This window comes from Pseudomonas sp. 910_21 (assembly GCF_052850735.1).
Map to the genome: position 1 here is coordinate 1 of NZ_VXCY01000038.1, position 539 is coordinate 539.

At 62.7% G+C, this 539-nt stretch carries 1 protein-coding gene; it reads right to left on the minus strand.

Going from position 1 to position 539, the window contains the following annotated elements; all coding sequences use genetic code 11:
- Positions 1-539 (minus strand): immunoglobulin-like domain-containing protein (locus tag FW796_RS31875; RefSeq protein WP_446440708.1); only part of this gene is annotated, 539 nt, incomplete at both ends.

The window sequence follows — 539 nt, forward strand, 5'->3', positions numbered from 1 at the left end:
GCTGGATTGGTGACCAAGTTTTCGAAGTTGCCGCCGTCCGCTTTAGTGATGGTGGCTTCGACTTTACCGGCATCCTTGTACACGTCGTCAGCAGGCGCTGCGACGGTGGCAGTGCCCGAAGTGGCGCCCGCGGCGATGGTGATCACCGCGCCGTTGCTCAGGGTCACGGTGACTGGCGTGCCAGCGGCATTGGTCAGGGTCGCGGTGTAGACAATGGAGCCGCCTTCAGCCACGGAATCGGTGGCGGTCAGGCTCAAAGTCGTGGTGTCTGGGGTGTCGGTAACGCTGGTTTCAGCCGGCTTGTCGTTGATGTCCAGCTTTTCGTAGTTGCCACCCTCGGTCTTGGTGATGGTGGTGCTCAGGGAGCTGCCGCCAGCCAGGGCATCGTTGGGTGCGGTGAAATTCACGGTAGCGGACGATTCGCCCACCGGAATGGTAATGGTCTGGCCGTTGGACAGGGTCACGACGACTGGCGAACCGGTAACCGGCGCCGACACCGACGCGGTGTATACCACGGTGCCGCCTTCAGCGACGCTCGG